The organism is Martelella mediterranea DSM 17316 (assembly GCF_002043005.1).
Lineage (GTDB): Bacteria > Pseudomonadota > Alphaproteobacteria > Rhizobiales > Rhizobiaceae > Martelella > Martelella mediterranea.
This window is the reverse complement of the sequence record NZ_CP020330.1, coordinates 4,338,356-4,361,824: the sequence shown is the minus strand read 5'-3', so window position 1 is coordinate 4,361,824 and position 23,469 is coordinate 4,338,356. Positions and strand designations below refer to the sequence as shown.

The 23,469-nt window shown below is 62.3% G+C and carries 23 protein-coding genes; 12 read left to right on the top strand and 11 right to left on the bottom strand.

Annotated elements, in window-relative coordinates; genetic code table 11:
• Positions 1 to 5 precede the first annotated feature (5 nt).
• On the bottom strand, positions 6 to 1,004 hold the full coding sequence (locus Mame_RS20385) for an AAA family ATPase (RefSeq protein ID WP_018066765.1): 999 nt from the start codon (positions 1,002 to 1,004) through the stop codon (positions 6 to 8).
• A 161-nt stretch (positions 1,005 to 1,165) separates the two neighbouring features.
• On the opposite strand from Mame_RS20385, the gene Mame_RS20380 reads away from it, so the two are divergent.
• From Mame_RS20380 to Mame_RS20370, 3 genes are read left to right on the top strand one after another with little or no spacing between them, the layout of a single operon-like run.
• On the top strand, positions 1,166 to 1,786 hold the full coding sequence (locus Mame_RS20380; protein ID WP_018066764.1) for a DUF1285 domain-containing protein: 621 nt from the start codon (positions 1,166 to 1,168) through the stop codon (positions 1,784 to 1,786).
• Entirely contained in the window at positions 1,783 to 2,427 is a 645-nt protein-coding gene (locus Mame_RS20375; protein WP_018066763.1) for a CoA pyrophosphatase, read from the top strand. The genes Mame_RS20380 and Mame_RS20375 overlap by 4 nt, the downstream gene beginning before the upstream one ends.
• The gene (locus tag Mame_RS20370; RefSeq protein ID WP_018066762.1) at positions 2,424 to 3,689 is read left to right on the top strand and encodes a CCA tRNA nucleotidyltransferase; all 1,266 of its coding nucleotides are present in this window, start codon (positions 2,424 to 2,426) and stop codon (positions 3,687 to 3,689) included. The genes Mame_RS20375 and Mame_RS20370 overlap by 4 nt, the downstream gene beginning before the upstream one ends.
• Here the strand turns inward: Mame_RS20370 and Mame_RS20365 are convergent.
• From Mame_RS20365 to hemF, 3 genes are all read right to left on the bottom strand, one after another.
• A complete protein-coding gene (locus Mame_RS20365; RefSeq protein ID WP_018066761.1) occupies positions 3,686 to 3,868 on the bottom strand; it encodes a DUF1059 domain-containing protein in 183 nt (60 codons plus the stop codon). The two genes, Mame_RS20370 and Mame_RS20365, sit on opposite strands and share 4 nt — an antisense overlap.
• Positions 3,869 to 3,977: 109 nt before the next feature.
• Positions 3,978 to 4,148 (bottom strand): hypothetical protein, encoded by a 171-nt coding sequence (locus tag Mame_RS26790; protein WP_018066760.1) that lies wholly within the window; start codon positions 4,146 to 4,148, stop codon positions 3,978 to 3,980.
• Positions 4,149 to 4,269: 121 nt separating this feature from the next.
• On the bottom strand, positions 4,270 to 5,181 hold the full coding sequence (gene hemF, locus Mame_RS20360; RefSeq protein WP_018066759.1) for an oxygen-dependent coproporphyrinogen oxidase: 912 nt from the start codon (positions 5,179 to 5,181) through the stop codon (positions 4,270 to 4,272).
• Positions 5,182 to 5,288: 107 nt separating this feature from the next.
• Between hemF and Mame_RS20355 the strand changes: the two genes are divergently transcribed.
• Entirely contained in the window at positions 5,289 to 5,540 is a 252-nt protein-coding gene (locus Mame_RS20355; RefSeq protein WP_026173821.1) for a hypothetical protein, read from the top strand.
• A 6-nt stretch (positions 5,541 to 5,546) separates the two neighbouring features.
• On the opposite strand, the gene Mame_RS20350 is transcribed toward Mame_RS20355, so the two are convergent.
• On the bottom strand, positions 5,547 to 6,017 hold the full coding sequence (locus Mame_RS20350) for a tRNA (cytidine(34)-2'-O)-methyltransferase (protein ID WP_018066757.1): 471 nt from the start codon (positions 6,015 to 6,017) through the stop codon (positions 5,547 to 5,549).
• 38 nt (positions 6,018 to 6,055) lie between these two features.
• Positions 6,056 to 7,438, bottom strand: a complete 1,383-nt coding sequence (locus tag Mame_RS20345; protein ID WP_018066756.1) for an SLC13 family permease — start codon at positions 7,436 to 7,438, stop codon at positions 6,056 to 6,058.
• A 65-nt stretch (positions 7,439 to 7,503) separates the two neighbouring features.
• Here Mame_RS20345 and Mame_RS20340 point away from each other — a divergent pair, with 65 nt between their 5' ends.
• Positions 7,504 to 8,325, top strand: a complete 822-nt coding sequence (locus Mame_RS20340) for an AraC family transcriptional regulator (protein ID WP_018066755.1) — start codon at positions 7,504 to 7,506, stop codon at positions 8,323 to 8,325.
• Positions 8,326 to 8,344: 19 nt separating this feature from the next.
• Here the strand turns inward: Mame_RS20340 and Mame_RS20335 are convergent, their stop codons facing one another.
• On the bottom strand, positions 8,345 to 10,228 hold the full coding sequence (locus Mame_RS20335) for an FUSC family protein (RefSeq protein ID WP_018066754.1): 1,884 nt from the start codon (positions 10,226 to 10,228) through the stop codon (positions 8,345 to 8,347).
• 496 nt (positions 10,229 to 10,724) lie between these two features.
• Between Mame_RS20335 and Mame_RS20330 the strand changes: the two genes are divergently transcribed.
• The 6 genes from Mame_RS20330 (at position 10,725) to Mame_RS20305 (ending at position 18,138) form a co-directional block, all read left to right on the top strand.
• Positions 10,725 to 12,584: an ABC transporter ATP-binding protein gene (locus Mame_RS20330; protein WP_018066753.1), complete on the top strand. Its 1,860-nt coding sequence runs from the start codon at positions 10,725 to 10,727 to the stop codon at positions 12,582 to 12,584.
• Between the two features lie 83 nt (positions 12,585 to 12,667).
• On the top strand, positions 12,668 to 14,536 hold the full coding sequence (locus Mame_RS20325) for an ABC transporter ATP-binding protein (RefSeq protein ID WP_018066752.1): 1,869 nt from the start codon (positions 12,668 to 12,670) through the stop codon (positions 14,534 to 14,536).
• Between the two features lie 297 nt (positions 14,537 to 14,833).
• A complete protein-coding gene (gene petA / locus Mame_RS20320) occupies positions 14,834 to 15,337 on the top strand; it encodes a ubiquinol-cytochrome c reductase iron-sulfur subunit (protein ID WP_418287799.1) in 504 nt (167 codons plus the stop codon).
• 17 nt (positions 15,338 to 15,354) lie between these two features.
• Positions 15,355 to 16,632 carry a cytochrome b gene (locus tag Mame_RS20315; RefSeq protein WP_026173818.1) on the top strand — a complete coding sequence of 426 codons (1,278 nt, stop codon included), beginning with the start codon at positions 15,355 to 15,357 and terminating at the stop codon, positions 16,630 to 16,632.
• Between the two features lie 17 nt (positions 16,633 to 16,649).
• Positions 16,650 to 17,510 carry a cytochrome c1 gene (locus Mame_RS20310; RefSeq protein ID WP_026173817.1) on the top strand — a complete coding sequence of 287 codons (861 nt, stop codon included), beginning with the start codon at positions 16,650 to 16,652 and terminating at the stop codon, positions 17,508 to 17,510.
• A gap of 88 nt (positions 17,511 to 17,598) precedes the next feature.
• Entirely contained in the window at positions 17,599 to 18,138 is a 540-nt protein-coding gene (locus Mame_RS20305) for an adenine phosphoribosyltransferase (protein ID WP_018066748.1), read from the top strand.
• Between the two features lie 81 nt (positions 18,139 to 18,219).
• On the opposite strand, the gene Mame_RS20300 is transcribed toward Mame_RS20305, so the two are convergent.
• Both Mame_RS20300 and ychF read right to left on the bottom strand, forming a co-directional pair.
• Positions 18,220 to 18,708: a glutathione peroxidase gene (locus tag Mame_RS20300; RefSeq protein WP_018066747.1), complete on the bottom strand. Its 489-nt coding sequence runs from the start codon at positions 18,706 to 18,708 to the stop codon at positions 18,220 to 18,222.
• Positions 18,709 to 18,795: 87 nt separating this feature from the next.
• Positions 18,796 to 19,899, bottom strand: coding sequence for a redox-regulated ATPase YchF (ychF, locus tag Mame_RS20295; protein WP_018066746.1), 1,104 nt, complete (start codon positions 19,897 to 19,899; stop codon positions 18,796 to 18,798).
• Between the two features lie 217 nt (positions 19,900 to 20,116).
• On the opposite strand from ychF, the gene clpS reads away from it, so the two are divergent.
• On the top strand, positions 20,117 to 20,428 hold the full coding sequence (clpS, locus tag Mame_RS20290; protein ID WP_026173815.1) for an ATP-dependent Clp protease adapter ClpS: 312 nt from the start codon (positions 20,117 to 20,119) through the stop codon (positions 20,426 to 20,428).
• Positions 20,429 to 20,434: 6 nt separating this feature from the next.
• Here clpS and pth read toward each other — a convergent pair whose 3' ends face one another.
• A complete protein-coding gene (gene pth, locus Mame_RS20285; protein ID WP_018066744.1) occupies positions 20,435 to 21,151 on the bottom strand; it encodes an aminoacyl-tRNA hydrolase in 717 nt (238 codons plus the stop codon).
• A gap of 54 nt (positions 21,152 to 21,205) precedes the next feature.
• Complete coding sequence (locus Mame_RS20280) at positions 21,206 to 23,443, bottom strand: putative bifunctional diguanylate cyclase/phosphodiesterase (protein WP_018066743.1); 2,238 nt, start codon at positions 23,441 to 23,443, stop codon at positions 21,206 to 21,208.
• Between the last annotated feature and the right edge of the window lie 26 nt (positions 23,444 to 23,469).

Here is a 23,469-nt window from a genome sequence, read left to right as displayed (position 1 = left end):
GCCTGTCAGTTGAAATCGCGCTGGGCGATTGCGGCGATGACGTCGGTCACGGTCTTTCCTTCCGCGCGGGCTGCGAAGGTCAGCGCCATGCGGTGCTGCAGCACGGGGCCGGCAAGGGCGCGTACATCATCGACGGACGGCGCAAGCCGGCCCTGGTAAAGCGCGCGGGCGCGGGCCGTCAGCATCAGCGATTGACCGGCGCGCGGGCCGGGGCCCCAGGCGACGTCGCGGTCGGTATCGGCGTGACCCTCGCCGGGGCGCGCGGCGCGCACCAGCGCAAGGATCGCCTCCAGCACACTTTCGCTGACCGGCATCTTGCGGATCAGCGTCTGGATTTCCATCAGTCGCGCGGCGCTCAGCACCGGGCTTGCGGTTGCCTCTTCCGCACCGGTGGTTTCCAGCAGGATGCGGCGTTCGGATGCGATGTCGGGATAATCGACATTGACCTGCAGCAGGAACCGGTCGAGCTGGGCTTCCGGCAGCGGATAGGTGCCTTCCTGCTCCAGCGGGTTCTGGGTGGCGAGCACGTGGAACGGGCGCGGCAGATCGTAATGCTGGCCGGCGATGGTGACGGCATATTCCTGCATGGACTGCAGCAGCGCCGATTGCGTGCGCGGCGAGGCGCGGTTGATTTCGTCGGCCATCAGCAATTGCGCGAACACCGGGCCCTTGATGAAACGGAAGGCGCGGCGGCCGGCCTCTCTCTCCTCCAGCACTTCGGAGCCCAGAATATCGGAGGGCATCAGGTCGGGCGTGAACTGGATGCGGTTGCCGTCAAGGCCGAGCACGGTGCCGAGCGTTGCGACAAGCTTGGTCTTGGCAAGCCCCGGCACGCCGACCAGCAGCGCATGACCGCCGGAAAGGATCGCGAGCAGAACGTTTTCGACCACGCTTTCCTGCCCGTAGATGACTTTCGACACTTCCTCACGCACGATCCTGATATCGGCGAGCGCCTTTTCGGCCTCCGCCACGATCTGCGTTTCCTCGGTGTCAATCGCGCCCATTTACATGTCTCCACGGCCCATGGCCAGTTCGGGTCTCAGGCGGCGAAAAGTTGGAACGCTACCTGTCGGGAAAGGATAATCACCTGCGGGCGGCTGACAAGCCGGTTTGAAATGACTATTTCGAGAGGAGGGCATTCTGGCCCTGAAAGTGAGACGGAAAAATGACGCAAGGCAATATGGCGGGCGATGTCGGCGGGCTGGCTTCGGCCATTACGCGCCAGCTTGATGGCGGCAAATTGCGCAAGGCCGCGCCTGTGGACCGTTGGGAGCCGGCGTTTTGCGGCGATATCGACATGGAAATCAAGGCGGACGGGACCTGGTTCTATCAGGGCAGCCCCATTGGCCGCGCGGCCATGGCCCAGCTTTTTTCAACGGTCTTGCGCAAGGACGAGGACGGCGAGACCTATCTGGTAACGCCGGTGGAAAAGCTCAGGATCACGGTGGAGGATGCGCCGTTCATTGCCGTCGGCATGGATGTCGAGGGGGACATCGAGGGGGACGGCGACAGCCGGACGCTTGTGATTCGCACCAATATGGGTGATGTGGTTGAGGCCGGTCCCGATCATCCCCTGCGCTTTGCCGCCGATGACGATGATGACGGGCTGAGGCCCTATGTGCTGGTGCGCGGTAGGCTTGAGGCGCTATTTTCGCGGGCGCTGACCTATGACCTGATGGCGCTTGGCGAGGAGATCGACATCGACGGCCGCGCCATGTTTGCGATCCGATCCGGCGGGATGGCGTTTCCGGTCATGGAGATGGCGGCGCTGGAGAAACGTCTGTGAATGAATCTGTGAAGGAAACACCGTTTGCCGCAGGCGCTTTTCGCGAACGGGCGCTCAGCCAGCGCGGACGGCCGCCGGAACATGCCTGGCGCGATCATGGCGATCACAAGCTCAATCCCGACCTCTTCGCCTATTACGAAGATCTCGACATGCGGGCCGCCGCCGTTCTGGTGCCGGTGGTTGACTATGGAGACGAGGCGCGCGTCATCTTCACCCAGCGGACCACGAAGCTGCGCAAGCATTCCGGCCAGATCGCCTTTCCGGGCGGCTCGATCGATCCCGAGGACCGGTCCCCGGAGGACGCGGCGCTGCGCGAAACCGAGGAGGAAATCGGGATTGCTCGCAATTTCGTCCAGCCGGTGGCGCGGCTGCCGGACTATCTTGCGGGCAGCGGTTTCCGGATCACGCCGATCCTGTCGGTGGTGCGGCCCGGCTTTTCGCTGAAGATCAATCCGGACGAGGTCGACGCGGTGTTCGAAGTGCCGCTCGGCTTCATCATGGATCCCGCCAACCACGCCCGCGGCACCGCGATGTTGGGCGGTCAGATGCGGCAGTACTACGAAATCAAGTTCGGCGATCACCGAATCTGGGGCATAACCGCCGGCATCGTCAGGACTATTTACGAAAGGCTTTACGCTTGACCAAGCTCTGCAATCAGGACTGGTTCAAAGACGACCGGCTGAAGACGGTTCTTGGAATTCTGAACGGCGAGGGCGGCGAAACCCGCATTGTCGGCGGCGCGGTGCGCAATGCGCTGATGGATCAGCCTGTCGGTGATATCGACCTTGCGACGACGCTTGTGCCCGACGCCGTCATGGCCCGGGCGAAGGATGCCGGCATGAAGGCGATCCCGACCGGGATCGATCATGGCACTGTCACGGTGGTCTGCGAGGGCAAGCCCTTCGAGACGACCACGCTGCGCGCCGATGTCGAAACCTTCGGCCGCCACGCGACGGTGCGCTTCGGCACCGACTGGGCCGAGGACGCCGCGCGACGCGACTTCACCATCAACGCGCTCTATGCCGATGCCGATGGCAAGATCCATGACCCGGTCGGCGGGCTTGCCGATATCGAGACGAAGACGGTGCGGTTCATCGGCGAGGCGGAAACGCGGATCCGGGAGGATTATCTCCGGATTCTGCGGTTTTTCCGGTTCTTCGCCTGGTATGGCGGCGGCAGGCCGGATGCGGACGGCCTTCGCGCCTCGGCTCGCGCGCGCGACGGTCTCGCATCGCTTTCGGCCGAGCGGGTGTGGGCGGAGACGAAGAAGCTGCTGACCGCCCGCGATCCCTCGCGCGCGCTGCTATGGATGCGTCAGACCGGGATTTTGACCGCCATCGTGCCGGAAAGCGAGAAATGGGGGATCGATGCCATCCCCGCGCTGATCGATTGCGAAGCCGCGCTCGGCTGGCAGCCGGACCCTTATCTGCGGCTTGCCGCGATCATTCCGCCCTATGACGTCCGTGTCACTGAACTCGCCGACCGGCTGAAATTCTCCAATGCCGAGCGTGCGCTCTTCCTCGCCTTCGCGACGGCGCCCGCCATCAGCGGCGCAACCACGGCGCTGGCATTGCGCAAGCTGCTCTATCGCAATGGCAGGGACGGCATTCTCATCAGGCTGAAACTGGCGCTGGCGAGCGCGCGCGGCAAGGCCGCCGCAGGCGATCTCGACGCGGCAGGCGAGGCCGGCAAGCTCGGGCAACTGGTCGATTTCGCGGAGAGATGGGAAAAGCCGCAAATGCCGTTTTCGGGCGGCGATATCGTCGCTGCCGGCGTGCCGGCGGGGCCGGCGGTCGGCGACTATCTGAAAAAGCTGGAAGACTGGTGGATCGAAGGCGATTTCAAAGCTGACCGGGCAGCGCTCGCCGCCCGGCTCGACGCGCTTCGCAAGGATAAGGCCTAAACCTTTTCCTCGTCCTTGATGCGCGCCTTGATGTTGTCGACCATATTCTCGCGAATAATGGTCTCGCCATGGGTTGTCCTCATATGCTCGACGGCGCGACGGACGACTTCCGCCTCCTCGTCCGCACTGGCATGAAAGGTGCAACCGGGTACGAGTGAACCGCAATCAAAGCGTTTCATGGCTTCCTCCTTGTGGTTGGCCTCCCAGCCGGCAAGGACCGGGAGGTCTTTGCTGAGCGCCGCGGGTCGCGGCGGGCCCGATCGGAGCCGTCATTCACGGCTCCCTGTCTTAGTGCCGGGCCCAGGTTTCAAACACGGCCGAACCCTCGCAGGGCCGACGATGCAGGTGGGCGATATGGCCCGTACGCGCATTCTCCTCAGAGGCCGCAACCTTGCGCGGTTTCGGCTTCTGGTCGTCCTGTTTATGCTTGTATTCCTTGATTTCGACTTTCTTCGTCATTGTTCAGCTCCTCCCGAACAAGTTTACAATCAAGTCTTATACTGACGTGGTGCAACGACCCTATGAATGCAAGGTGAACAAGGCGATAGTTTGATAAAAAATTAACTGTAACGATTTAGAATTAAGGCCATCTTGTGACAGGCGGCAGCGAGGACAGGATTGCCTCGATATTGCCCCCGGTTTTCAGGCCGAAAACGGTTCCGCGATCGTAGAGCAGGTTGAACTCGACATAGCGCCCGCGGCGGATCAGCTGCTCGTCGCGATCCTCCGACGTCCATTCGTGATTGAAGTTGGAGCGCACGATCCGCGGATAGACCAGATTGAACGCCCGGCCGATATCCTGAACGAAAGCGAAATCGGCATCGAGCCCGCCCTTGTCATCCGCCGAATGCTGCCAGTCGAAGAACACCCCGCCAATGCCGCGCGCTTCCTTGCGGTGCGGCAGGTAGAAATACTCGTCGCACCATGTCTTCAGCTTCTTGTAGTCGATGACGGCCTGATGGCGGTTGCAGGCGATCTCCATGGCGCGGTGAAACAGCATGCTGTCGGGGTCTTCCTGCTTGCGCCGGCGGGAAAGCACGGGCGTCAGGTCCGCGCCGCCGCCGAACCACCAGCTCTTGGTGACGATCATGCGGGTGTTCATGTGCACGGCCGGCACATGCGGGTTGACGGGATGGGCGATCAGCGAGATGCCGCTCGCCCAATAGCGCGTCTCCTCGTCGACGCCCGGCATGTTGGCGGCCATCTCCGGCGAAAAAACGCCCTCGACGGTGGAGGTGTGGACCGCCGCCTTCTCGAACACGCGGCCATGCATGGTCGACATCCGGCCGCCGCCTTCGCCGTTTTCGCGGGTCCAGTCCTTGACCTCGAAACGGCCGGGTTCGAGATCGCTCATCGGGCCCGTCAGCTCGCGTTCCAGGGCCTCGAAGCCGGCGCAGATCGTGTCCCGGAGGCTTTCGAACCAGGCCTTTGAGGCGGCTTTTTTGTCTTCGATATCGTCCGGCAGACCCACGGGCAATTGCGGCCGTTCCATAGATGCACTCCACTCAAGACTGAAACGCCCGTTGACCCGGGCTTTTGATTTGACTCGCAAAGATCAGATGAAAACCTTATCTTCTTTGAAGAATGAAGGATAGCGTGATGGCCAATGTTCCAAAGCCGCCTTCAATGGCGGGGCTGAAAAAACGCATCCGGGAACACCGGGCGCGGGAAAAGAGCGACGGGTTCGTGCGCGAGCGTTATTGCCTCGCCCGCGAGGATGCCCGCGCCAAGGCGCGCGAGTGGTTCCAGAGCTATCCCAAGGCGGCCTATTGGACCGAAGTTGAAAGCTGGCGCGTGACCGGCGACGACCGGATCGAATTCACCATGCGGCGGCTCTCCTCCGCCGACTGATCGCGGTCAGGAAAGCCCCTCGAAACCACCCGTCTGGCGCATCGCCTCGGCCGCGACGATGCCCGCGGATACCGCGAGATTGATCGAACGCTGCCCCTCAGCCATCAGGATCCGCACCCGATGGTCGGCGGCCTTATGGACATGATCGGGCACGCCGGCGCTCTCGCCGCCGAACAGCAGGATGTCATCTGGCCGATAGGCGAACTCGGTATGGCCGACACTTGCCTTCGTGGAGGCCAGTACAAGGCGCCGGCCGCTATCGCGCCGGAAGGCCTCGAAGGCCTCCCAGTCGACATGCCGGGTCAGGACGGCGCTCGCGATATAATCCAGTCCCGCCCGCTTGAGGTTCCGGTCGGACAGCGCGAACCCCGCCGGCTCGATGATATCGACGGCAAGGCCGAGGCAGGCGGCGAGCCTGAGGATCGTGCCGGTATTGCCGGCGATATCCGGCTGGTAAAGGGCAATGCGCAGGGTCATGGGCATTGTCTATGTCGGAATGCCGGGTGCCTCAAGCCTCAGATGACCCCAAGAAGTCTCCACCACAGGAAGTCGAGGGGAACCAGGATCAGCGCGGTGATCGCCGCCAGCGGCAGGAGGATCTTCATCAGCTTGGCCACCGGCTGCTCGGTGACCTGCATGCCGACCATCAACGGGGCGGACTGGTAGGGAAACAGGATGGTCGAGAAGCCGATGACCTGCGTCATCAATACCGCCATCACGCTGAAGCCGGTCAGTTCCGCCAGTTCGCCCGCCATCGGGGTCAAGACGGCGGGCACGCCCGGCAGGATCGATATGATGCCGACCACGAAGGCGATCAGCGACAAAGACATGAAGTTCAGAAAATCCTGGCCGGGTTCGAGCGGCAGGAAGCGTTCCATGCCATGGGCGATCACGATCCCGAGACCGGTGAAATTGACGACGGCGCCAAGCGCCAGAAAACCGCCCATGAACAGCAATACGCTGAAATTCACATGCTTGTCGAATTCGGCCGGCCCGACCGGCCCCACGCCAGGCCATAGCAGCGCGATCGAGGCGGCAATACCGACCCAGGCCGGATTGATGCCGTGTAACGTATCGGTCATCCAGAAGGCGAGCGTCGTGACGAGAATAACGACGACATACCATTGCCGCCAGCCAAGCGGACGCGAGGCGACCTCCGCCTTACCGCCGTCGCTCTTCGGTCTCGGCGTATCGGGAAAGATTCGGACGATCAGCACGACCATGATGATGCTTTTCAAAAGCCCCAGGATCGGGAAGTGCAGCGCCATGTAGGAGGCATAGGTAAGGTCGATGCCATAGATCGTCTGGGCAGCGCCGGCGAGAACGAGATTGGGTACGTTGGAAGGCAGCAGAGCGAAACCGGGAATATGGCAGCCGAAGGTGACTGCGATGGCAATCGCGGTTCGCCCGGTCGTTCCCTTCTCGAAGCCAAGGCCATCGGCAAGGGCTGCGGCAATCGGCCAGAGCAGGAAGAATCGCCCGAGCGACGAGGGCATCACGAAGGACAGCACGATCGAGATCGCGAATATGCCGGATATCAGAAAGACATAGCTTCCGGAAAAGCGTCCGAGCAGAGCGGAACCGATCTTTTCGCTTAGGCCGGAGCTTTTAATGGCCGCGGCAACCAGGAGCCCGGAGAATATCAGCCACATCGCGGCGGAATGGAACCCGGAAAACACCACCTCCGGCGGCGCGAGTTTCAACAGCAGGGCGATGACGAAGAACAGCAGGCTGGCCAGATAGGGCGGCACCAGGCCGGTTGCCCAGAGGCTGAGCGTCACCAGCACTAGGCCCAGGGTGCGGGCCTGATCCGGGGTCATGAAGGAGACGGGAAAAAATGCGAATATGATCGCCAGTATGGCGATGCCCGCGACGATAAGTTTCTTGTAGGTCGGCATCGATAAGCCTTTGGATTGTTCTTTCGGTCAGTGTATGAGATCGGAAAGAACTGCGGAACTGCTACATGATGCCAAACGATATCGCGTTTCCGACAATCTTCTTCGAGGACGAGGCGCCGGGTTCGGTCCTCGACCCCGAGCGTCCCGTCATGGCGCGGGTGCGGCGCTGGAAGGCGGGCGAGGTCGGCCGCGAATCGCATTCTCATCCGCGCGGCCAGCTTTTGTGGGCGGAGGAGGGGATATTGCGGGTGCGCTCCGGCGGCACGCACTGGCTCGCGCCCTCCAGCCACTGCGTCTGGATACCGGGCGGGGTCGTGCATGCGGTGGCGATGGAAACCGATGTCGCGGCCTGTTTCATCTATATCGACCCCTCCGTGACCCGCGTCGGCAAGAGCGCCTGCGAGGTTCTGCACATGACCGCGCTGATGCGGCATCTGATCCTCAAGTTTCGCGCGCTGGCGCTGGAGGAGGCGGCCGACAAGGACGAGCGGCTTTCGCGGCTGTCAGAGGTCATCATCGATGAACTGGCGACACTGCCGTCCGCGCCCCTCAGCCTGCCCGCCGGCAGCGATCCGCGCCTCAAGCGCGTCACCGGCCGCCTGCTTGAAAGCCCGGACGATCATGCCAATCTGGAGGAACTGGCGCGCTCTTCGGGCGCGGGCGTGCGTACGCTCGAGCGTCTGTTCCGCCGCGAGACCGGGTTCAGCTTTTCCGAATGGCGCAGCCGGCTCAGGCTGATGGAGGCGGTCAACGATCTCGGCCACGGAAGAAGCAGCACGGAGATCGCCGGGCGGCTCGGCTATCAAAGCGTGAGCGCCTTCGTTGCCGCCTTCCGCCGCCATTTCGGGGTGCCGCCGCAATCCTACATGAAGGACGGCTCTCTCTGAGAGACGGAAAGGGTCGCGGTCACCCGGATGGCAGGTTGCGCAGATAGTCGGCAAGCCAGTCGATTTCGGCTTCCACGGCGGTGAACCGGTCGGTTTTCTCGGTGCGCGTTGGTCGCGGCATATGAGCCCTCAGATCGGCCATCGCCTGTTCGGCGGGGGTGATCCGTTCCGGATCCGGCGGCGGCTCGCCGCATTTGCATCCGTCGGCATAGGCGGAAATCGCATCGCAGAGGCGTTCCGCGCCAACGACGGCGGGAAACCACGAAGCGGCCTCGCGGCCTGCCGGCGGCGGTTCGGCGCTCAGTTTCTGAAGCTGGGTGCGCAGGTCGGAAAGCTTGCGATAGGCGGCAAACTCCTTTTCTCCGAGGTTTTTGCCAACGCTTTCCGCGCCGCTGCCGGAGGCTGCGGCGAGAAAATCCGCGACGGCCTGGTTTGATGCCGCAAAGGCGCTCGCGATCCTGATGCCCTGGGAGCGAGGCCAGATCAGGTAGCCGAAAACGAGCACGATCGCCGCGCCGACCAGGGTGTCGTCAAGCCGCTGGAGACCATAGTGAAACGGGGCTGCGGGAACCGCGATCTCGATCATGAGCAGGACCACGGGGGTGAGCAACACCACCTTCGCGGCATAGCTGCGCAGTGCCGCCAATGGCTGGAGAGCGGCAAGCACGGCGATGGCGGCGACCAGCCCGAGCCGGTCGGGGATCAGCTTGATCAGCGCCATCCCGATCAGCACGCCGATGACGGTGCCGATGCTGCGGTGGACGGCGCGCACGAACACCGATCCGAAATCGGGTTTCATGATGATGGCGACGGTGATCGGCACCCAATAGGCATGATCGCCGGAGACGAAGCGTCCGGCGATTTCCGCAATGCCGATGCAAAGCGCAAGCCGCAGCGCGGCGTCGATGACCTCGCGCCCGACGATCAGCTTGCGGAGGCAGGTCTGAAACGCCGCGCGCGAGAGATGCGGCGCGTGGCGGCGGGTCGCATCGGCTGAGCCGCGTTCGACAGTATTCGTTCGCCAGAGCGTATCGGAGAGTTGGCGGCACAGCCGGGCGAGTTCGCCATCGCCTTCCAGAGAGGGCTGGCGACCATTGGCCTCGTGCGCGTTTGCCACGGCGTCCAGCATGTCGGCCGCCGCCTGCCGGGCCTTGGGGTCGCGGTGCGCGCCGATGATCGCCATGGTCAGCTGATGGGCGAGCGACAGCATGTTGGCGCTGCGTGCCATGTCCCGCGTGCGGCCGGCGTCGTGGCTGCGCTTCTCGATCAGCATGTCATAGGCGGCCTTGGTCTGGTCGGTCACGGCGCGGCGGGCGGTCTCGGCGGCGGCGCGGTCCCTGGCGCGGGCCAATTGGGCCAGCGCGCGGATGAGGTTTGCGCGCAATATGCGTTCGGGCCTGTCGTGGTCGGCAAGGGCGTCAATGGCAAGCATGGCCGTGACCAGGGCGGCGCCCGCGACGAAACAGGCGCCGACCGCCCATGCCGGCATGCTGCCCGCGGTGCTGGCATGAACGATGGCAAGCACCAGCATGTACAGTGCGCCAGTCGAAAACGCGGCGCCATAGCTGCTGATGATGCCGGAGGCGAGGCCGACAAGCATCAGGACGAGAAAGGTCGTCGGGCCGTGACCGGCAATCACCGGTCCGATCAGGCATCCGATGGCGCCGATCGCGGTCGAAATCGCGATCATCCGGAACCGCTCGCGATAGGGGCCGAGCCGGGTCGTGACCTCGGTCAGGAACGCGCCGAGCGCGGCATAGAGAAACGGCGCGATGTCGCCGGAAAGAACGCCAGCGAGCAGCGGCAGGCCGGTGCCGAGCGAAATCCGCAGGCAATGGTGCCATGGCTTGTAGGGCGTCATAAGCGCGAGCTTGCGATACCAACCGGCTTTGAAACCTTGCATAGGCAGTCTTCCTGTCCAACTCGCGGCGCGGGGCCTGGAGCGTTTCGCAGTCAGGTGGAAACGCCTGACGTCCGCGGAACTGCTCTCATGTCGCGGTTTCGGACATTTGGCCGCAACTTTCAAGCGGCGCGCGCCACACACAACCAGCGTTGATGGCACTGATCACCCCCGTTGCCCACCGGCAACACTGTCTTGCAATCTCCACGTAATTGTCGATTGACGCTGGTCAAAATTCGGCGGCGGGCGTATAAGCGGCTCCGTTTTCAACGCCGGCAGAGGAGCGACCGCATGATGATTGTCAGCAGCACCGTGTTGCTCCGCGTCCCGCCACGCCGGCTCGCGTGACCTTTCACACGCCTCTTATAATTCCTAGATAATCAATCCCAACTGTCGCGGCCCTTATCGTTTGGCCGCTGTTCCAGTCTCCGTCTCGTCCCGTGTCTGTGCGCCTTTGTGCCGCCGTTTTGGGTTTGAGGAGACCTATTGGAGTCCGATCATGTTTCGCTGGTTTGAAACCCGCCTGAATCCGTATCCCACGGAAGTGCCCGACACGCCGCCCAAGGGGTTGTTCCCCTTCCTGTGGCATTATTCCAAGCCGGCAGCGCCCTGGCTTATTCTGATGTCGGTTGTTGCGGCCGCGGTCGCCTTTGCGGAAGTCTATCTGTTCCAGTTCCTCGGCGACATCGTCAACTGGCTGTCGACGGCCGACCGCGAGACCTTCCTCGCGGATGAAGGCTGGCATCTGTTCTTCATGGGCGCGCTGGTGCTCGTCGGGCTGCCGCTGCTGACCGCCTTCTCGTCGCTGCTGATCCATCAGGCGCTGATGCCCAACCTGCCGATGATCGGCCGCTGGCAGATGCACCGCTATGTCCTGCGCCATTCGATGAACTTCTATGCCAACGAGTTCGCCGGGCGGGTATCGCAGAAGGTGATGCAGACCTCGCTTGCCGTTCGCGAAACGGTGATGAAGACGCTCGACATGTTCGTCTATGTGGTGAGCTATTTCGGGTCGATGATCTTCGTCGTCGCGGCGGCCGATGGGCGTCTGGTGATTCCGCTTCTGGTGTGGCTGGTGATCTACGGCATATTGCTGTGGTACTTCATTCCCAGGCTCAGAAGGATCTCGGCGGAGCAGGCCGATGCGCGTTCGCTGATGACCGGCCGCGTGGTCGACAGCTACACCAATATCGCAACGGTGAAGCTGTTTTCCCATGCGGGTCGCGAGGAGCAGTTCTCGAAGGAAGGCATGGACGGGTTCCTGGATACCGTCTACCGGCAGATGCGCCGAGTGACCCAGTTCCAGATCCTCGTCTATATCAACAACGCGATCGCCCTGTTCTCGGTCGCCGCGCTGGCCATCCATTTCTGGATGCAGGACACGATCACCGTCGGCGCCATCGCCCTGACGCTCGGTCTGGTGATGCGCATCGGCGGCATGTCGCAGTGGATCATGTGGGAAGTGACCGGGCTTTTTGAAAACATCGGCACCGTCTATGACGGCATGGCGATGATGACCAAGAAGCACGAACTCACCGATGTCGAGAATGCTCCGGCCCTGACCGTCAAGAAAGGCGAGATCGTCTATGACGATATCTCCTTCCATTACGGCAAGAAGGGCGGCGTGATCGAAGGTCTGTCGCTGACCATCAAGCCGGGCGAAAAGGTCGGTCTCGTCGGCCGCTCCGGCGCGGGCAAGACCACGATGATGAACCTGCTGTTACGCTTCTTCGATCTGGAGAGCGGGCGGATCACCATCGATGGCCAGGATGTGTCGAAGGTGGCGCAGGACAGCCTCAGGGAGAATATCGGCGTCGTGACGCAGGATACCTCGCTGCTGCACCGCTCGATCCGCGACAACATCGCCTATAGCCGCCCCGGCGCGAGCGACGAGCAGGTGATCGCGGCGGCCAAGCGCGCCAATGCCTGGGAGTTCATCCAGGGATTGAGCGACATGCACGGCCGGACCGGGCTCGAGGCGCATGTCGGCGAACGCGGCGTCAAGCTGTCCGGCGGCCAGCGTCAGCGTATCGCGATCGCGCGCGTGTTCCTGAAGGACGCGCCGATCCTGGTGCTGGACGAGGCGACCTCGGCGCTCGATTCGGAAGTCGAGGCCGCCATCCAGGAAAGCCTGTTCGGGCTGATGGAAGGCAAGACCGTGATCGCGATCGCCCACCGGCTGTCGACACTGACCGAGATGGACCGTCTGGTCGTGCTCGACAAGGGCGAGATCGTCGAGGTGGGCACCCACGAGGAACTCGCCAACGGTCACGGCATCTATGCCGACCTGTGGCGCCGCCAGTCCGGCGGTTTCCTCGGCGGTGACGAGGACCTCATTGCCGACACCGCCGCTGAATAAGATGAGCCGGGCCCGCTGAAAGGCGGGCCCGGTTCGCGTTGAATGGCATTTTCGCGAACGGCGAATCCCTGTAAGGCTCGATTATGATTTTCCGTCGCATTGCCCGCATCTTCGAAAACTGGATCGATCCGCTCGCCGACCGGCCGGTGGAGCAGCCGCCGGACACGCTGCTCGGATTCACCTGGTTCTATCTGCGGCAGGCGAAATGGCCGTTTTTCACCATGCTGGTGCTCGGCGGCGGCGCTGCGCTGATGGAGACGGCGTCGTTCTGGTTCATGGGCGTGCTGATCAACATTCTCGATGAAACCTCGCGCGAGGCGGGCTGGTCGGGCCTGATGGCGGCCCATGGCTGGGCGCTTATCGGCATGGCCTTCGCCATGATCGTGGTGCGCGTGACCTTGCTGTCGGCGTCGATGCTGGTCGAGGAGCAGACGATCACGCCCGGCTTCCAGAACCTTGTGCGCTGGCAGTCCTACCGCTATGTGGCGCGCCAGTCGCTCACCTTCTTCCAGAACGATTTCGCCGGCCGGATCGTCACCAAGGTCTCTGCCGCCGGCCAGTCGATCGGCGACCTGATGTCCTCGCTCCTGCAGGTCGTCTGGTTCATGGCGATCTACACGATCTCGACCATGGCGCTGGTGGCGGCGCTGGACTGGCGGCTTGCGGCGCTGATCGCGCTGTGGATCGCGATCTTTGCTATCCTGGCGCGGTATTTCGTGCCGCGCATCCGTCACAACGCCAAGGAACTGGCCGAGGTCAACTCGATGATGTCCGGTCGGCTGGTTGATTCGTTTTCCAATATCCTGACGCTGAAACTGTTCGGCAGCGACGAGGGCAATGACACCTATATCCGCCAGGGCTTCCTCCGGCTGATCGCCCAGATCCAGACGTTCACCCGGCTGATCACCGGGGTGCGGGCAGCGCTCAACCTGCTCTCCGGGGTGATGATCACCGCGATCGCGGCATTGTCCGTCCAACTCTGGTTCACCAGTGATATTTCCTCCGGCGCGGTCGCCTTCACGCTCGGTCTCGCGCTGAGGCTCTCGATGCTGCTCGGGCGGCTGATGATGCAGCTCAACGGCATCATGCGCGCGATCGGCACGATCCAGAATTCGGCCGAGATGATTGCCCAGCCGATCGGACTTGTCGACAAGCCGGACGCGGCGGAACTGACGGTCAGTCATCCCGAAATCCGCTTCGAGAATGTGGCCTTCGGCTATGACGGCGCGGGCCCGGTGATCCGCAATCTGTCGCTCACGATCGGGGCCGGTGAGAAGGTCGGCATTGTCGGACGCTCCGGCGCCGGCAAGTCGACGCTGGTGAACCTGTTGCTTAGGTTTTACGACGTCGATGGCGGCCGGATCCTGATCGACGGCCAGAACATCGCCGATGTCACGCAGGAAAGCCTGCGCGCCCATATCGGCATGGTGACCCAGGATACCGGGCTTTTGCACCGCGCCATCCGCGACAATATCCGCTTCGGCTCTCAGGACGCCGATGACGACAGGCTGTGGGAGGCGGCGGAACGGGCCGAGGCGGACAGCTTCATCGCCGATCTTTCCGACCTGCGCGGCCGCAAGGGGCTCGATGCCCATGTCGGCGAACGCGGTGTGAAGCTTTCGGGCGGCCAGCGCCAGCGCATCGCGATTTCCCGCGTGATGCTGAAGAATGCGCCGATCCTGGTGCTCGACGAGGCGACATCGGCGCTTGATTCGGAGGTGGAGGCGGCGATCCAGTCCAATCTGATGAAGCTGATGGAGGGCAAGACCGTGCTGGCGATCGCCCACCGGCTGTCGACGATCGCAGCCCTCGACCGGCTGATCGTGATGGACAAGGGCCGCATCGTCGAACAGGGAACCCATGCCGAACTGATCGAGAAGAAAGGGCTTTACGCCTCGCTGTGGGAGCGGCAGTCCGGCGGCTTTCTGCCGTCGTTCGATACGGAGGAGTGATGCTTCGGCGCGCGTCGGTCGCGTCTTTGCCGCTCGCATTTTGGGGGCGCGCGAAGGCTTGGGCTTTTGCTTGTGATTGAAATCTGTCAAACACTGGACATCGTTGATGAACATGCATAAAACTTGGCGGATCAAATGGACGCTGCCACGCGCCTTCGCGGGTAGACATGCGGAGGAAGGACGGTCCTCGGTGGCAGCGGCATCAGCTATGGAGGGACAGCGGTGCAAGACGAGATTGTTTCGACGGATCATTCCGGCGAACCGACCCGGCGCGATTTTCTTTATCTGACTACCGGAATGGCCGCAGCCGTCGGGGCCGCGGCGGTCGCCTGGCCGTTTATCGACCAGATGCGACCCGACGCGTCGACCCTTGCGCTATCGACAGTGGAAGTGGATGTATCGAGCCTCGAACCCGGCATGTCGCTGACGGTGAAGTGGCGCGGCAAGCCGGTTTTCATCCGTAATCGCACGGAACAGGAAATCGAGGAGGCCAAGGCCGTCCCGCTTTCCGACCTGAAGGATCCGGAAGCGCGCAACGAGAACCTGCCCTCAGGCTCGCCCGCGACCGACCTCGATCGCTCGGCCGGAGAATCCAAGGAAAACTGGATCGTGATGATCGGTTCCTGCACCCATCTCGGTTGCATACCGCTCGGCCAGGCCGGTGACTTCGGCGGATGGTTCTGTCCCTGTCATGGCTCGCATTACGATACGGCCGGCCGTATCCGTAAGGGGCCTGCGCCGCAGAACCTCGCCATTCCGCTATACGAATTTACGGCCGATACCGTGATCACGATCGGTTGAGGGGGAGAGACTGTTTCATGAGTGGACACTCAAGCTATGTGCCGTCGAACGGCGTGTCGAAATGGGTGGATTCGCGTCTGCCGCTGCCCCGCATGCTTTACGACAGCTTCGTCACCTACCCGGTGCCGCGTAATCTGAACTACGCCTACACGTTCGGCGCCATGCTGTCGGTGATGCTGATCGTGCAGATCGCCACCGGCGTGGTGCTGGCCATGCACTATACCGCCTCCACCGGCGCCGCCTTCCTCTCCGTCGAGAAGATCATGCGCGACGTCAACTACGGCTGGCTGCTGCGCTACATGCATGCCAATGGCGCGTCGTTCTTCTTCATCGCCGTCTACCTGCACATCGCGCGGGGGCTTTATTACGGCTCCTACAAGGCACCGCGCGAAATCCTCTGGATGCTCGGCGTGGTGATCTACCTGTTGATGATGGCCACCGGCTTCATGGGCTATGTTCTGCCCTGGGGGCAGATGTCGTTCTGGGGCGCCACCGTCATCACCGGCTTCTTCACCGCCTTCCCGCTGATCGGCGACTGGGTGCAGCAACTCCTCCTCGGCGGTTTTGCCGTTGGCGAGCCAACGCTGCAGCGTTTCTTCGCGCTGCACTACCTGTTGCCGTTCATGATCGCCGGCGTCGTGATCCTGCATATCTGGGCGCTGCACGTGACCGGGCAGACCAACCCGACCGGGATCGAGGTCAAGCAGAAGAGCGACACCGTCGCCTTCACGCCCTATGCGACCGTCAAGGATGCGCTTGGCGTGACCGTGTTCCTGATCGTCTATGCCTGGTTCATCTTCTACATGCCGAACTTCCTCGGGCATCCGGACAACTACATTCCGGCCGACTCGATGAAGACTCCGTCGCATATCGTTCCGGAATGGTACTACCTGCCGTTCTACGCCATGCTGCGCGCCATCACCTTCAATGTCGGCCCGATCGACTCCAAGCTCGGCGGCGTGCTGGTGATGTTCGGTTCGATCCTGATCCTGTTCTTCCTGCCCTGGCTGGATACGTCCAAGGTGCGTTCTGCTGCCTACCGTCCGTGGTACAAGCTGTTCTTTTGGCTGTTCGTCGCCAACGCGATCATGCTCGGCTGGCTCGGCTCGCAGGCCGCCGAAGGCATATTCGTGGTGCTGTCGCAGCTTGGCACGCTCTATTATTTCGGGTTCTTCCTCGTCATCATGCCGGTTCTGGGGCTTATCGAGAAGCCGACCAGGATACCGAATTCCATCACCGAGGCGGTGCTTGAAAAGGAAGCCGCCCGGAAAAAGCCAGCCGGTTCCGGCGTGTGAAGGGCGGGGGAAATATCATGAAGAAACTTGTTACCCGCATCCTGTTCGCAGCGCTGATGACGCCCGTCTGTCTGACGGGTGCCATGGCGGCCGAGGAGGAGGGACACGAAGGCGGCACGCCGCATTATCCGCTGAAGCATCCGCACAACATGGAATGGAGCTTCTCCGGCCCGCTCGGCACCTATGACCGCGCCCAGCTTCAGCGCGGGCTGAAGGTCTACAAGGAAGTGTGCTCGGCCTGTCACTCGATGGACCTCGTGGCCTTCCGCACGCTGACCGATCTCGGCTATTCGGAAGATCAGGTGAAGACCTTCGCCGCCGATTACGAAATCGAGGCCGGTCCGGACAATGACGGCAACATGTATATGCGGCCGGGCATCCCGTCGGACTATTTCCCGGCGCCGTTTGAAAATGCCGAACAGGCCGCCGCCTCCAACAATGGTGCTGCCCCGCCCGATCTGTCGCTGATGGCGAAGGCGCGCGGCATCACCCGTGGCTTTCCCACCTTCGTGTTCGACATGTTCACGCAGTATCAGGAAGGCGGACCGGACTATATCTATTCGCTGCTGACCGGCTATGAAGAGCCGCCGGAAGGCGTCGAGGTTCCGGCGGGCGGCCATTACAACCCGTATTTCGCCAATGCCGCGGCTCTGGCGATGGCCCCGCCGCTTTCCGATGGGATCGTCACCTATGAGGACGGTTCGCCCGAAACGCTCGATCAGTATGCCAAGGATATATCGGCATTTCTGATGTGGACGGCGGAGCCCAAGCTCGAGGCGCGCAAGCAGACCGGTCTTACGGTTATGGTCTTTCTTGTGATCCTGACGGTTCTGGTCTACCTGACGAAGAAATCGATCTACGCGCGCAAGCCGCATTGATTTCTCGACGTTTTGCATAAGCAGGAAAAGGCGGCGGCAGCCGCCTTTTTAATGTGTTCGGTCTGGCACGACGAAAGGACCTTTGACAATGAAATCGAACCCCGAACTGGCCGCCGCGATCCGTTCGATCCCGGACTATCCCAAGCCCGGCATCATCTTTCGCGATATCACGACCCTGCTGGGCGATGCCCGCGCCTTTCGCCGGGCCGTGGATGAGCTGGTGCAGCCTTATGTCGGGATGAAGATCGACAAGATCGCCGGCATCGAGGCGCGCGGTTTCATTCTCGGCGGCGCGCTGGCGCACCAGCTATCCGCCGGTTTCGTGCCGATCCGCAAGAAGGGCAAGCTGCCCGACAAGACCGTCTCCATGGCCTATCAGCTCGAATATGGCGAGGACACGATGGAGATGCATGTCGACGCCATCCGGCCCGGCGAGAAGGTAATCCTGTGCGACGACCTGATCGCCACCGGCGGCACCGCGGAAGGCGCTGTCAAGTTGCTGCGCCAGATGGGCGCCGAGATCGTCTCGGCCTGCTTCATCATCGACCTGAAGGACCTTCCGGGCCGCAAGAAGCTTGAGGCAATGGATGTCGAGGTACGCTCGCTGGTGGAGTACGAGGGGCATTGAGGCGGTTTAGGCCGGTTGTCTTCGTGACCCGCCCGTTCACGACGGGCGTCACCCACGAAAAATTGGCAGCGTGAAGCGACTTCAGGCCGCTTTCGCCAGCGCGTCGTTGATATCGTCCTGGATATCCTCCGGCTTTTCGGTCGGGGCGTAACGCTTGATCGGCTCGCCGTCGCGGCCGATCAGGAATTTGGTGAAATTCCATTTGATCATGCCGGAGCCGAGAAGGCCGGGGCGTTCCTTCTTCAGATATTTGAACAGCGGATGGGCATCGTCGCCATTGACATCGACCTTGGCGAACATCGGGAAGTCGATGTCGAACTGGGTCTTGCAGAATTCGGCGATCTCATCTTCCGCACCCGGCTCCTGACCGCCGAACTGGTTGCACGGAAAACCGAACACCGCGAAGGCCTGATCCTTGTATTTCCTGTGCAACATCTCCAGCCCTTCATATTGCGGCGTGAACCCGCATTTGCTGGCGGTGTTGACGATCAGCAGCACATGGCCCCTGAAATCGGCAAGGCTCACGTCCTCGCCGGCTATGCTCTTCGCGGTAAAATCATAAACGCTCATGCTCGGTCCCCGGATGCTCACTGGATGACAGCAATGTGGCGCAGGGGAGAGGCGACTTCAAGCAGGCCGCAATGCAGGCAAGAGCGTTTACGTATTAAACCGGAAGTGGATCACGTCGCCGTCGGCGACGACATATTCCTTGCCTTCGTCGCGGGCCTTGCCCGCTTCCTTGGCGCCGGTTTCGCCGTTGAAGGCGATGTAGTCGTCGTAGGCGATGGTGTGGGCGCGGATGAAGCCGCGTTCGAAATCGGTGTGGATCACGCCGGCGGCCGCCGGGGCCTTGGTGCCGCGGCGGATGGTCCAGGCGCGGGTTTCCTTCGGCCCGACGGTGAAATAGGTGATCAGGTCGAGCAGCTTGTAGCCGGCGCGGATCAGCCGGTCGAGGCCAGGCTCCTCGAGACCCATTTCGGAGAGAAACATTTCGGCTTCCTCGGCATCGAGCTGGGCCACTTCGGCCTCGATCGCCGCCGAGATGATCACGGTTTCCGCGGCCTGTCTGGCCGCCATCTCTTCAACCGCTTTTGTGTGTTCGTTGCCATTGGCGGCATCGGCTTCGGCGACATTGCAGACGTAAAGCACCGGCTTGGAGGTCAGAAGGTTGAGCGCCTTCAGGATCTTCAGGTCCTCGGGGTCAAGGGTCGCGAGAAGGCTGCGCACCGGCTTGCCGTCCTGCAAAAGCTTCAGCGAGGCTTCCATCACCGGCAGCACGGCCAGCGCCTCCTTGTCCTTGCCGGTCGCGCGCTTGCGGGTCTGGTCGGCGCGCCGTTCCAGGCTTTCGAGGTCGGCGAGCATCAGCTCGGTCTCGATGGTTTCGGCATCGGCCACCGGGTCGATCCTGCCCTCGACATGGGTGATGTCGTCATCCTCGAAACAGCGCAGCACGTGGACCACGGCGTCGACCTCGCGGATATTGGCGAGGAACTGGTTGCCGAGCCCTTCGCCCTTGGAGGCGCCGCGCACCAGGCCGGCAATGTCGACGAAGGAGATGCGGGTCGGGATGATTTCCTTGGAGCCGGCGATTTTCGCAAGGGCTGCCATGCGCTCGTCGGGCACGGCGACTTCGCCGGTGTTGGGCTCGATCGTGCAGAACGGATAATTGGCGGCCTGCGCCGCGGCGGTCTTCGTCAGCGCGTTGAAAAGGGTCGATTTGCCGACATTGGGCAGGCCGACAATTCCGCATTTGAAACCCATGGAAATATCCTGTTTCGTTAATTCGCTTCTGGCCTGTGGCTATGGGCGATCTAGGCCGCCAAGGTCAAGGCTCGATCGACGAAACCGGGCTTTTCTCGCCCCGGCCCTTGCGAAAATGCCGCTGAAAGCGCAAAATAGGTCCATCGTCGGGCGCCGCGATGAATGGCCGCCGCCGACCACACAATCCTCATCAGAGACCAAATCAGAGAGCAAGCGCGTGAGCGATACGGGCGCCGATACCAAACGCAAGACCAAAACCGTCCCGAAGGTTGAAAAGCCGCGGCTCTACAAGGTCATTCTCGTCAATGACGACTATACGCCGCGCGAATTCGTGCTGGTGGTGCTGAAGGCGGTTTTCCGCATGAGCGAGGATCAGGGCTACAAGGTCATGATCACCGCCCACCAGAAAGGCAGTTGCGTCGTCGCCGTCTACACCCGCGACATTGCCGAGACCAAGGCGAAGGAAGCGGTTGATCTTGCCAAGGAAATCGGCTTTCCGCTGATGTTCAGGACCGAGCCTGAAGAGTAGGCCGGTTCAGTCCTTCTTCGGGCCGAGCAGCTTCTTCAGCATATCGGCCATCGGGCCGCGTTCCGGCACAGACTGCTGGCCGCGTTGCCGGGCCTTGTGGATGTGAGACTGGCCCTTGCGGGCGGGTGCGGGTTTCGGTTCCGGTTTTGCCGGCACGGCCCCTCCCGAAAGCGCAAGCTTGTTCATCAGCTTTGAATCCTCGCCGCGCACCAGAAGATCGGCATTTTCCGCGAGTGCCGAGAGCAGCGGCTCCAGCCATTCGGAATCCGCCTTGGCGAAATCGCCCAGCACATGGCCGTGGACGCGCTCCTTGCTGCCGGGGTGGCCGATGCCCAGCCTCAGCCGTCGGTAGTCCTTGCCGCAATGCGCGTCGATCGACTTGATGCCGTTATGGCCGCCGGAGCCGCCGCCGGTCTTGATCCGGGCCTTGCCCGGCATCAGGTCCAGCTCGTCATAGATCACGATCAGATCGGCCGGCGTCAGCTTGTAGAAGCGCATTGCCTCGCCCACGCTTTCGCCGGAGAGGTTCATGAAGGTTTGGGGCTTGATGATCAGCACCTTCTCGCCGGCAAGGCTGCCCTCGGCGATCAGTCCCTTGAACTTCTTCGACCAGAGCGAGAAGCCGTTCTTTTCGGCGATCGCATCGGCGGCCATGAAGCCGATATTGTGGCGATTGCCTTCATATTGGCTGCCCGGATTGCCGAGGCCCGCGATGATGAGCATGGGACTGTCCTGTCGTGAAAACCGGTTCTCAACAACCGGTTTTCGTCGCCGGTGTCAACCGCTGGAAAGCTTTGCGATGGTAGCGGCAAGAGAGAGCGGTCGGGAATAGAGATAGCCCTGGCCATATTGAGCGCCGATGGCGTGAACTTGTCGCGCCTGTTCCGCGTTCTCGACGCCTTCCGCCACCATCTGGCAGCCCATATTGAGCGAAATGGCGGCGATTCCCTCGATCAGGCGGCGTGACCGGCTGGCGACGGCGGCGTCGTGATCGGTGAGGTTGCGGGTGAACGACTGGTCGATCTTGATCACGTCCACCTGCAGGCGCGAGAGATAGGAGAGCGACGAATAGCCGGTGCCGAAATCATCAAGCGCCAGCCGGCAGCCCATCAGCCGCAGCTTCTGCAGGCTCGCGCGGATCCGGTCGCTGTCTTCCAGAAACACCGCCTCGGTGATCTCGACGGTCAGCCGCGCCGGATCGATGCCGAAAGCATCGAGTTTCTCGGCCATGAAATCGATCATGTCGGGGGTGAGCTGCACCGGCGAGAGGTTCACCGCGAGATAGAGCGCATCATTGTGCAACGCCCTGCTGATCTGCCGGAAACCCGCAAGCGTTTTTGCAAAGAACTGGCGTCCGGCCGGAACGATCTGCTCGGTCTCCTCGGCGATCGCGATGAATTCGCCGGGCATGATCACGCCCTTTTCGGGGTGGTTTATCCTGATCAGCGCCTCGAAGCCGATCGTTGCGCCGCCGGCGAAGCTGATGATGGGCTGGAAGTGCGGCTCGAACAGGTTCTCCTCGATGCCCCTTTGCAGATGCGCCTCGGTTTCCGCGCGCCGTCTGGCGTTGGCGAACATTTCCGGCTCGAACCACAGCGTTCCGTGGCGGCCGGCGTTCTTCTGAACCGAAACCGCGATTGTGGCAAGCCGCAGCAGATCCGTGCCATCGGTGGCGTGGTCCGGCGCGCAGGCGATGCCGGTGCTGACATTGGTCGTGATCGAGGCCGTCTTCACAATGAAGGGCAGATAGATCGCATCCTGGATGGCGCTGGCGAGCGCCTCGGCCCGCGCCTTGGCATCGGGACCGGTGAGCACGAAGGCGAATTCATCGCCCCCAAGGCGCGCGGCGGCGGTCATTTCATCCAGTGCCGGGGTGAGCCGCTTGACGAAACCGCGCAAGACCTCCTCTCCGGTGCGGAAACCGTGGTGGTCGACAATGGTCTTGAAACGGTCGAAATCGACCAGAACACAGATCACGTCCCGCCCGGGATTGGCCAACAGGCGATCCAGAGCCCGCTCGAACCCCATCCTGTTCAAAAGCCCGGTCAGGGGATCGGTGAGAAGCGGCGTGTGCGCATCCGCGCTGCCCGATATCTCAGGGAGCTCCCGGATGACGGCGAGTATGAAATTGTTGCCATCGGGTGTGGAGACGGGAACGGCGGAAAACCAGATATCGATGCAGCTGCCATCGGCGCGCAGATATTTCAGCGTGCCCGCCTGCGACAGTCCCGAAGATCGCATCCGCTCCAGCCGGTCGGCCACCATGCGGCGGTCGGGGTCGGCGATGAACTCGGTCATGTGAACGTTCAAGACCTTCTCGCGCCGGTATCCGCCCGCGGTCAGCCAGCCATGGCTGGCGTCTACGATCTGGCCGGTGACCGAAATCAGAACGACCATTTCGCTTTCACTTTCGAACAATTCGCCGAAAGCGGTGGTGGCCGGCAGCGACTTGCGTTCCGACAAGGCAAAACTGCGCGAGAACCTGTTCAGTTTCGCCCGGCGCCGCCGCCGCCGCATGCGGCCTTCAAGCAATTCGCGTTTGAAGGCGCTGTCCGCCAGGGCCGGCGGCGCCCGCCAGACGAGCAGGGCCAGCGCCACCGCCGCGAACAGGCAGATGCCGCGCAGGATCCAGGTGCTCCAGAATGTGGGGTCGGCAAAATAGAACGACAATTGCCCTGTTCCGCCTGCCTGGCGCGTAAAGTCGACCGGCTGGGCGTAGGCGAGCAGGTTCCGCTCCTGACGACGCGTCAGGTTTTCATCTCTCACGATCAGCTCAAGCAGGCCGGTTCGGCTGGTGATTTCAAGCTTTCTGATGACGGATGTATTCACAAGCGCTGTGGCGATCTCGTGAATGGAGCGGCTGTCGGCGGCCCTGATCGCCGGCGCTACCGAGCTTGCCAGGTCGGCAATGTAGTCCCTCGCTTCAACCCGCCGCTTCTCCGCGACCCAAAGTCCAAGAAGCGCGGTCAGCATCATCGTGGAGGCAAGCGCTATCCCGCATGAAAGCGCTATCATATTCGTTCTGCTCAACTGACGGCGTA

Bases quoted from the DNA above. Each gene is read 5' to 3' on its own strand.
- Mame_RS20385 (WP_018066765.1), bottom strand. From the start codon at position 1,004: ATGGGCGCGATTGACACCGAGGAAACGCAGATCGTGGCGGAGGCCGAA.
- Mame_RS20380 (WP_018066764.1), top strand. From the start codon at position 1,166: ATGACGCAAGGCAATATGGCGGGCGATGTCGGCGGGCTGGCTTCGGCC.
- Mame_RS20365 (WP_018066761.1), bottom strand. From the start codon at position 3,868: ATGAAACGCTTTGATTGCGGTTCACTCGTACCCGGTTGCACCTTTCAT.
- Mame_RS26790 (WP_018066760.1), bottom strand. From the start codon at position 4,148: ATGACGAAGAAAGTCGAAATCAAGGAATACAAGCATAAACAGGACGAC.
- hemF (WP_018066759.1), bottom strand. From the start codon at position 5,181: ATGGAACGGCCGCAATTGCCCGTGGGTCTGCCGGACGATATCGAAGAC.
- Mame_RS20355 (WP_026173821.1), top strand. From the start codon at position 5,289: ATGGCCAATGTTCCAAAGCCGCCTTCAATGGCGGGGCTGAAAAAACGC.
- Mame_RS20350 (WP_018066757.1), bottom strand. From the start codon at position 6,017: ATGACCCTGCGCATTGCCCTTTACCAGCCGGATATCGCCGGCAATACC.
- Mame_RS20345 (WP_018066756.1), bottom strand. From the start codon at position 7,438: ATGCCGACCTACAAGAAACTTATCGTCGCGGGCATCGCCATACTGGCG.
- Mame_RS20340 (WP_018066755.1), top strand. From the start codon at position 7,504: ATGATGCCAAACGATATCGCGTTTCCGACAATCTTCTTCGAGGACGAG.
- Mame_RS20335 (WP_018066754.1), bottom strand. From the start codon at position 10,228: ATGCAAGGTTTCAAAGCCGGTTGGTATCGCAAGCTCGCGCTTATGACG.
- Mame_RS20330 (WP_018066753.1), top strand. From the start codon at position 10,725: ATGTTTCGCTGGTTTGAAACCCGCCTGAATCCGTATCCCACGGAAGTG.
- Mame_RS20325 (WP_018066752.1), top strand. From the start codon at position 12,668: ATGATTTTCCGTCGCATTGCCCGCATCTTCGAAAACTGGATCGATCCG.
- petA (WP_418287799.1), top strand. From the start codon at position 14,834: ATGGCCGCAGCCGTCGGGGCCGCGGCGGTCGCCTGGCCGTTTATCGAC.
- Mame_RS20315 (WP_026173818.1), top strand. From the start codon at position 15,355: ATGAGTGGACACTCAAGCTATGTGCCGTCGAACGGCGTGTCGAAATGG.
- Mame_RS20310 (WP_026173817.1), top strand. From the start codon at position 16,650: ATGAAGAAACTTGTTACCCGCATCCTGTTCGCAGCGCTGATGACGCCC.
- Mame_RS20305 (WP_018066748.1), top strand. From the start codon at position 17,599: ATGAAATCGAACCCCGAACTGGCCGCCGCGATCCGTTCGATCCCGGAC.
- Mame_RS20300 (WP_018066747.1), bottom strand. From the start codon at position 18,708: ATGAGCGTTTATGATTTTACCGCGAAGAGCATAGCCGGCGAGGACGTG.
- ychF (WP_018066746.1), bottom strand. From the start codon at position 19,899: ATGGGTTTCAAATGCGGAATTGTCGGCCTGCCCAATGTCGGCAAATCG.
- pth (WP_018066744.1), bottom strand. From the start codon at position 21,151: ATGCTCATCATCGCGGGCCTCGGCAATCCGGGCAGCCAATATGAAGGC.
- Mame_RS20280 (WP_018066743.1), bottom strand. From the start codon at position 23,443: ATGATAGCGCTTTCATGCGGGATAGCGCTTGCCTCCACGATGATGCTG.